This window comes from Dokdonella sp., from assembly GCF_039926425.1.
Classification (GTDB): domain Bacteria; phylum Pseudomonadota; class Gammaproteobacteria; order Xanthomonadales; family Rhodanobacteraceae; genus Dokdonella_A.
In genome coordinates, this window is the sequence record NZ_JBDSWZ010000272.1 from 1 (window position 1) to 7911 (window position 7911).

The 7911-nt window shown below is 63.7% G+C and carries 7 protein-coding genes; 3 read left to right on the top strand and 4 right to left on the bottom strand.

Going from position 1 to position 7911, the window contains the following annotated elements:
• Positions 1-702, top strand: a 702-nt coding sequence (locus ABIV12_RS15345; protein ID WP_348060888.1) for a TPM domain-containing protein, incomplete at its 5' end; no start/stop codon positions are given.
• 2 nt (positions 703-704) lie between these two features.
• Complete coding sequence (locus ABIV12_RS15350; protein WP_348060890.1) at positions 705-1193, top strand: TPM domain-containing protein; 489 nt, start codon at positions 705-707, stop codon at positions 1191-1193.
• A gap of 123 nt (positions 1194-1316) precedes the next feature.
• Here the strand turns inward: ABIV12_RS15350 and ABIV12_RS15355 are convergent, their stop codons facing one another.
• From ABIV12_RS15355 to ABIV12_RS15365, 3 genes are all read right to left on the bottom strand, one after another.
• Positions 1317-1547, bottom strand: a complete 231-nt coding sequence (locus ABIV12_RS15355; protein WP_348060892.1) for a hypothetical protein — start codon at positions 1545-1547, stop codon at positions 1317-1319.
• 139 nt (positions 1548-1686) lie between these two features.
• A complete protein-coding gene (locus ABIV12_RS15360; RefSeq protein ID WP_348060894.1) occupies positions 1687-3042 on the bottom strand; it encodes a right-handed parallel beta-helix repeat-containing protein in 1356 nt (451 codons plus the stop codon).
• Positions 3039-5099, bottom strand: coding sequence for a thioredoxin domain-containing protein (locus tag ABIV12_RS15365; protein WP_348060896.1), 2061 nt, complete (start codon positions 5097-5099; stop codon positions 3039-3041). The genes ABIV12_RS15360 and ABIV12_RS15365 overlap by 4 nt, the downstream gene beginning before the upstream one ends.
• Before the next feature lie 101 nt (positions 5100-5200).
• Between ABIV12_RS15365 and ABIV12_RS15370 the strand changes: the two genes are divergently transcribed.
• Complete coding sequence (locus tag ABIV12_RS15370; RefSeq protein ID WP_348060900.1) at positions 5201-6394, top strand: class I SAM-dependent rRNA methyltransferase; 1194 nt, start codon at positions 5201-5203, stop codon at positions 6392-6394.
• 10 nt (positions 6395-6404) lie between these two features.
• Here ABIV12_RS15370 and ABIV12_RS15375 read toward each other — a convergent pair.
• Positions 6405-7911 (bottom strand): hypothetical protein (locus tag ABIV12_RS15375; protein WP_348060898.1); only part of this gene is annotated, 1507 nt, incomplete at its 5' end.

Below are 7911 nucleotides of genomic sequence, written 5' to 3' on the forward strand. Positions count from 1 at the left end.
AAGGGATCGCAGGTCGCCGTGCTGCTGCTGCCGACGACGCAGCCCGAGGACATCGCCGCATTCGGCATCCGCGTTGCAGACGCCTGGAAGATAGGCCGCAAGGGCACCGACGATGGCGTGGTGCTGATCGTCGCCAAGGCCGATCGGCGTGTGCGCATCGAAGTGGGTCGTGGACTTGAAGGGTCGATTCCGGATGCAGCCGCGGCGCGCATCATCCGCGAGTACATCACGCCGCGATTCCGCGCCAACGACTACTTTGGCGGCATCCACGACGCCGTCGGCGCGATGACCAAGCTGATCAACGACGAACCGTTGCCACCGCCGCTGGCAGACGATCCGGAAAGTCACAGCCTTGGAGGGGATCTTGGCCCACCGCTGTTCGCCGCCTGGTTCGCCGCGATGTTCCTGCGCAGCATGCTCGGCGGCCTCTCCGCGTTACCGCGCGCAGGCCTGGTCGGCATCGGCGCAGGCGTGGTCGGGTGGTTGATCAGCGGACTGCTGCCGCTTGGCATCGGAGCCGGACTGATCGGTCTCGCCGTCGGATTCCTCGGCGGTGGGGGTGGCGGCGGCGGCTTCGCGAGCGGAGGCGGTTCCGGTGGATTCGGCGGCGGCGATGGATGGAGCAGCGGCGGCGGTGGCGGCGGTGGATTCAGTGGCGGTGGCGGCGGGTTTTCCGGCGGCGGCGCCTCAGGGAGTTGGTGACGATGCGAGCACTGCGACATCTCTTCGACTTCGGGTCCGCGAAGAGGCACTTTCCCGCGTCGACCCTCGACGCCGTGCAACACGCAATCGCTGCGAGCGAACATCGCCACTTGGGCGAGATCGTCTTCGCGGTGGAAGGAAGCCTGTCGTTCGCCCGGGTGATGCGTGATGTCGACCCACGCGATCGCGCACACGAAGTGTTTGCGCAGCTTCGGGTGTGGAACACCGAGAACAACACCGGAGTTCTGGTTTACATCCTGCTGGCCGATCACCGGATCGAGGTTGTGGCCGACCGCGGTATCGTCGCGAAGGTTGCGCAGCAGACCTGGGTGGATATCTGCGCGCTGATGCAGCGACGCTTCTCGGACGGCGCGTATCAGCAGGGCGCGTTGGACGGCGTCGCAGCCATCGGAGACCTGCTCGCTCTCCACTTCCCTGCGAATGGGGCTCGCAACGACGAAGAACTGCCGGATCGCCCCGTGATTCTCTGATTTCCGCGTTTGGCAATACCTAGCAAAAGGCGATGCGCGCTTGATCATCGCTCGGCGAAGCCACCGATCCGGCCCTTTGCGCATTGTCGAACGCCTCTCACTGGAGGCGATCGCTGTGCGGCCTCACGACACTGGCGCTGCACGCTGTGGCAGCAGTCCGGCCTTTCGGAGCATGCAATCGATGCGACCGCCGGCGTAGTCGTGCTCATCGTCGGCCAACCGTTCCATCACCACGTCGGAGCGCGCTGCAAACGCGAACCATCGATCACCCTCATCCGGGTGGTCGGCGATGATCTTCGGCAGGTCCCGTTCGATCGCGTCGAGTTCGCGTTCGATCTCGGTCCGTGTGTCCATGAACATGTCCGCTGTCACTGTGGCAGCGATGATGGACGAGCCCGCATGAACGTCCCCTTTTGCAGACATGCGGAAGTCGCATGGAGAGAACCCCGCTTCAATTGCGGTTAATCATTGCGCGAAGTCCGCCGGTCGAGGTTCAGTCGACGTGCTCGAATCCGCTCGCGAAGATCTGCGTCAGTTGCTTGAAGCCTGCCTGGAGGGCCCAGCCCGGCTGATCGTTCGAACGCGCGCGGTACGCGCCGACATCGGTCGCGCCGGCGCGCGACAGGCCGTCGAAGTCGTCGTTCGGCAAGAGCGTCCCATCGGCACTTCCGAGCAGGCGAGCCTTCGGGATCAGGTTCTGCGGCGGTGTTCCGCCGGAACTCGCATCGACGAAATCGTCACCAATCGCGCCGCTGGAATCGAAGCCGCTGGACACACCGGACAGCGCGCCGCTGCCGATGTTGTGCGTGAGCGTGACAAGCGATGCCGTCCCATTGGCGAACACTGCATTGTGGGCGCTCGCATACAGCGCATTGTTGGCGAGAAGGATTGCGCCGCCGACGTTACTCAGATGGATCGCATCACCACCGGCGTTGATGATCGTGTTGTTGACGATGTCGAGGTTTCCCGGGCGGACGCCTTGTTGTGCGTTCGCGGCGAACCCTGCGCCCGCGGCGCCCAGCACGATGTTGTTGCGAACGATGGCGTCCGAATCGACCTGGATGCCGTTGTCGCCGCTGGTCCAGATGACGTTGCGTTCGATGATATTGCGCGCGCCGCGCCCGTTGACGCCGTACAGCGTGATGGCGGGATACGCGGTGTGATGGATGACGTTGTCGCGCACGACATTGCCGTAGCTGCCGAGCTTGATCTCGATTCCGTCGCCCTGCGTCACGCCGGCGCCAGTCAGGTCGTGGATGTAGTTGTCGGCGATCAGCGAATCGTGCACGCGGCATTCGTCGTCGTTGCAGCCGAGGTAGAGCCCTTCCGCCGTGCCACCGGCGTGATCGACCTCGTTGTGGACGAACGTGAGGCGTGCATAGTCGCTGCCGACGTCGTTGGCGGCAATCGCATTCGCCGCGGTGTGGTGGACGTGGCAGTTGCGCACCGTGATGTCCGACGATCGCGTGAGGCGCAGGCCACGCGATCCACCGCTGAACTCGATGCCGTCGATGACAAGGAACGCGCTGTCGCTGATGTTGACGATGTTCTGGCTGCTGCCGATGAACTGCAGATGCGGCTGCTCACCGGTTTTCGCGCGGATCGTGATCGGTTGCGATGCGGTGCCCGTCAGTTCCAGATCGAAGTAATCGGTGAGCGGGTAGATCCCGCCGCGCAGCGTCAACGTATCGCCCGCGAGCAGGGATTGCATCGCGGTACGGAAATCCTCGCCGGGACCGATCTCGATGTCGGTGGCATTCGCGTGCGTGCAGCAGCCGACCAGCACCACGGCGATCGCGTACCCGGCGACGGAACGACGTGATCGCGATGGCGCCCTGTTGCGTTTCATGTCGCCGATCGGGGAGCGGACAGTGCCTTGAACTCCTCGACATCCACGATCGGCGGGCCGCAGGACGTTCCTTGGCAGAAATACGCGACGATCGCGGCGTCCGTCGGCGCCGCAAGAACGCCCGGCAGTTGCGGCGCGTCGGTCGGGATCATGTAGACATCGACGCCGTTGCGGCGATGCATGATGCTCGCGTCGGACCACGCGGCGATGGCCTCGGGCGAGCGATGCCGCACGACCAGATGCGCGGTCGGTCGCAGGTAGTCGTCGAGCGCGAGCAACAGCGAGCAACAGGCGTGCGGAAGGTCGACGAGGGTGCGCCATGCCGCGCGCAGGGTTCGCTCGGCTGCATCGAGATAGCGCGGTTCGCCGAGGAGGTAGCCGAGTTTGAGCAACGCGCGCGCGGCGACGCCGTTGCCGGAGGGCAGAGAGTCGTCCATCCATGGTTTCGGCCGCTGCGGCAGCACTTCGGCGTCGTGCGCCGTGAAGAAAAAGCCACCGCCGTCGGGATCCTGAAACCGTGCGAGCAACGCATCAGCGAGCGCAATCGCGAAATCCAGATCGCGCGGATTCCAGCGAACCTGCAGCAGCGCGAGCAATGCATCGAGCAGGAACGCGTGGTCGTCGAGATACGCACCGAATCGCGCAACTCCACCGGCATGGCAGGCGTAAAGGCGGTCGTGCTTCCACACGTTCGCGTGGAGAAAGTCGAGTGCCCGTTCCGATTGCGCGAGCAACGGCTGGTCATCGAGCCAGCGCGCAGCACGCGCAGCCCCGCCGATGGCCAGCGCATTCCATGCGGTGAGTATCTTGTCGTCGAGGCCAGGGCGAACGCGCAACGATCGTGCGGCGAGCAGCTTCGCGCGTGCCGTCGCGAGTCGGGCTTCGACGTCGATGCGCGAGACCCCGGTTGCCGCCGAGACCTCATCGAGCGACGCGGCGATGACCAGATGCCACGCGTGGCCTTCGAAATTGGGGGCGCCGTCGAGTCCGAATCGCGCCACCGCAACCGCGCACTCGTCGGCGGTCAGCAACGCGTTCACCTCGCTGCGCTGCCACACGTAGTAGCGGCCTTCCTCGCCTTCGGAGTCGGCATCGAGAGAACTGAAGAACGCGCCTTCCGGCGCCTGCATGTCATGTACGAGCCAGGAGGCGCAGGCGCGGGTGTCGTCACCGAATGCAGGGACGGCCAGTGCGACAGATGCATGCGCGTAGACAGGCAGCAGCTGCGCGTTGTCGTACAGCATCTTCTCGAAGTGGGGAATTTCCCAGTGATCGTCGACGCAGTAGCGGAAGAAACCGCCGCCGAGATGGTCGGTCAGTCCGCGGTCGGCCATTCGCTCGAGCGTGCGGCGCGCCATGTGCGCGTGTGCCGCGCGATCGTCTTCGTCGCCTCTTCGCGCGAACGCCAGCAGCAGCTCGATCTCGCTCGCATGCGGAAACTTTGGTCCGCCGCGACGCCCGCCATTGATCTGGTCGAAACTGGCGGCGATTTGCTCGAGCGCGCGGTGGATCGGTGCATCGTCCAGTGCGTCCTGCGATGCGGCGTCGCGTCCGTGACCCGCGAGGAACTTCGCGAGTGCGCCGTTTTGAGCGGTGACCTCGTCCGCTTTGCTGTCGAACCATGCATGCACGCCTTCGAGCACCTGGACAAAGGCGGGCATGCCCTGGCGCGGCACCTTCGGGAAATAGGTCCCGGCAAAAAACGGGAGCAGGTCGTCCGGCGCGAGGATGACGGTCAACGGCCACCCGCCGCCGCGTCGAGTAAGCGCCTGGTGGGCGAGCTGATACACCTTGTCGATGTCCGGCCGCTCCTCGCGGTCGACCTTGATGTTGATGTAGAGAGCATTCATCACGTGCGCGGTCGCTTCGTCCTCGAAGCTTTCGTGCGCCATCACGTGGCACCAGTGGCACGCGGCGTAGCCGATCGACAGCAGGATCGGCTTGCGCTGCGCACGCGCCGCGGCGAGTGCCTCATCGGACCACGGCCACCAGTCGACCGGGTTGTCGGCGTGCTGGCGAAGGTACGGACTGGTTTCCAATGCGAGTCGATTGCTCATGGACACAGTGTACGACCTCGCTGCGCTCCGGTTGCCGCCGCGCTGCGGAGGGGCTACCGTGCGCGGCCCCGACCGTGCAGGCCCGAATCGTGACCGACGCCATTGAATATCCGGCGCTGCATCTGAAGCGTGGCGAAGATGCGCGCCTGCGTGGGGGACACCTGTGGGTGTTCTCCAATGAAATCGACGTTGCGCGATCGCCGTTGAGCGCGTTCGAGCCCGGTGATGCCTGCGTGATCGTCGACCATCACGGCAAGCCGCTGGGTGTCGGGTACGTCAATCCGAATTCGCTGATCGCTGCACGCCTGGTCGTTCGCGGGATGGATCACGCGCTTGATCGATCGCTGTTCGTGCATCGCCTCAAGGTCGCGTTGTCGCTGCGTGAACGCCTCTACGAAGAGCCGTATTACCGGCTGGTGTTCGGCGATTCCGATGGGCTTCCCGGGCTGACGCTCGATCGCTTCGGCGACGTGCTGGTTGGCCAGGCAACCACCGCCGGAATGGAGCGACTGAAAGACGAGATGACCGAGGCGATCGTCAAGGTTCTCAAACCACGTCAGTTGTGGTGGAAGAACGACGCGGGATCGCGCGCGATGGAACAGCTGCCGAGCTACTCCGATCTCGGCTATGGCGACTACGGCGGCGAGACGATCGCGCGCGAGCGCGGTCTCGACTTCGCCATCGATCCGGTCGGCGGCCAGAAAACCGGTTGGTTCTACGATCAGCGTGACAATCGCGACCAGCTGTTGCGACTCGTGAAAGGCAAGCGTGTGCTCGACATGTTCGGGTATCTCGGTGGCTGGGGCTTGCGTGCGGCGTCGTACGGCGCCAGCGAGGTCGTGTGTGTCGACGCGTCGGCATCGGCAGTCGAAGCGACGGCGGCAAATGCCGAGCGCAACGGGTTGTCCGACCGCGTGAGCGCCGTGCGCGCGGACGCATTCGATCACCTCAAGGCCCTTCGCGAAGCACGCGAACGCTACGACGTGGTGATTCTCGATCCACCCGCCTTCATCAAGCGCAAGAAGGATTTCAAGGAGGGGAACCTCGCGTATCGGCGCCTCAATGAGCTTGGCATGCAGGTGCTGGCGAAAGATGGAGTGCTGATCACCTGCTCGTGTTCGCATCACATGCCGCGCGGCGCGTTGCTCGATTCCGTCCAGCACGGCGCACGCCACCTGGATCGTCAGGTGCAGATGCTCGTCGCGCTGCAGCAGGCTGCGGATCATCCGGTGCATCCGGCAATTCCGGAGACCGATTATCTGAAGGGATTCATCTGCCGCGTGCTGCCGGCATGACGTGTCCGGCTCAGTGAATCCCGAACGAGCTGATGAAGAGGGTGTCCGTCGGCAGATGAAAATCAATGGCCGATTCAATGACGCCGGTTTGTAAAACGATTGGCGTCGGATCGACGGCGCGAAGTGGCATCGCGTCGCTTGGGCACGGGCGATCTGCATAGACACTGCACGTGCCTTCATTGAGTCCGGCTGTCGCAACGTAGGTGCCTGCGGGAATGCCATCGCTGCGATAGCGTCCATCGGACGCATAGGACGAGTCGAAGCGGATGTAGGTGTCCATGACGGTGATGGAGACCTGTGCCAGGACAGGTTCTCCCGACGACAGGCTACTCATCCTCCCTTCGATCCCCCCTCCCAGTGTTGCGGCGATGTCGACGTTCTCCTGTGTGCTGTCGGGCGCGACCAGAACCGGCGTTCCGTCGGGGAAGCAGAGCTGCATGAATATTCCAGCGCATGAAACGGCAGGGTGGAGCGTATTGATCCATGGCGCCAGGTGTTCGGCCGACAGGTAGTAGTACCGTGAACCGCTTGCATACACTTCGTAGGATCCGTCGGCTTGCGACAGCGTCGTCCATTCAGGAATGTAGTTCGTGCCGAACGGATCGTAGCGCGCGTACGTTGACGTCACCTTCGCGCCCTCGATGCCGCTGCCCGTCAGTGAATCGATCACGCGACCATGGATCATCGCCGCGGGGTGGAAGGTGAAATCGATGTTGGAAAGCTCGCTTCCGGCTGCAACGACGAGAGGCTCGCCCAGCGTCGCGATGCATTGATCGTTCCCGTAGTCGCAGGAAATGCCGGGATAGATCTGCACACCGTCTGAAAACGGTCCGATGACCTGAGCGGCGAGGTAGAACACTCCTTCGGGCAATCCATCGATTGCATAGGTGCCGTCTGCTTGCTCGTCAGCGCTCGGATGGGGCCTCCATTCAACGCCATTCGAATCGTAGACATGCAGATAGACGTGCCAGCCAAACGGCTGAACCTGCAACGGAGCCGACGTGTGGCCATCGATGATATGGCCTGACACGCGTCCGCCGGTCGAAAGATCGAAATCCACTCCGATCCGCTCTTCATCGGCGCTCACGACGACGGGGGTAAAATCCGGCTCTTCCGCGGACTGCTGGTCAACATGGTTGAAACACTGTCTCCGGGTGCCAACAAACGTACCGGGCGGGTTGTCGCCCGCAGTGCCGCCCGCGCATACGCGGTAGGACCCCGGAGCCAGGGCTTGCGAGACAAACGATCCATCGTCTGCGACGTCAGACTGGTCGGCGACTGACCAGATGCCGTTGAGGAATACCGAAAGCGTCACGTAGCCGACCGCGGGCACGCGACCATCGTCCGTACGCACATGACCCGCAACCGTCGGTGCCCGGTGAAGTGCCGCGTCAAAATGGATGGAGGCCTGAGAGGGATCGATCGCCTGACTCTCATCCAGAAACAGAAACGCCCCTGCGTCCACTGAAAATGCGTCGCCTGCAGTCGGATTTTCGTATTCGAGGGAGTAGCGACCA

Bases quoted from the DNA above. Each gene is read 5' to 3' on its own strand.
- ABIV12_RS15360 (WP_348060894.1), bottom strand. From the start codon at position 3,042: ATGAAACGCAACAGGGCGCCATCGCGATCACGTCGTTCCGTCGCCGGG.
- ABIV12_RS15350 (WP_348060890.1), top strand. From the start codon at position 705: ATGCGAGCACTGCGACATCTCTTCGACTTCGGGTCCGCGAAGAGGCAC.
- ABIV12_RS15355 (WP_348060892.1), bottom strand. From the start codon at position 1,547: ATGGACACACGGACCGAGATCGAACGCGAACTCGACGCGATCGAACGG.
- ABIV12_RS15365 (WP_348060896.1), bottom strand. From the start codon at position 5,099: ATGAGCAATCGACTCGCATTGGAAACCAGTCCGTACCTTCGCCAGCAC.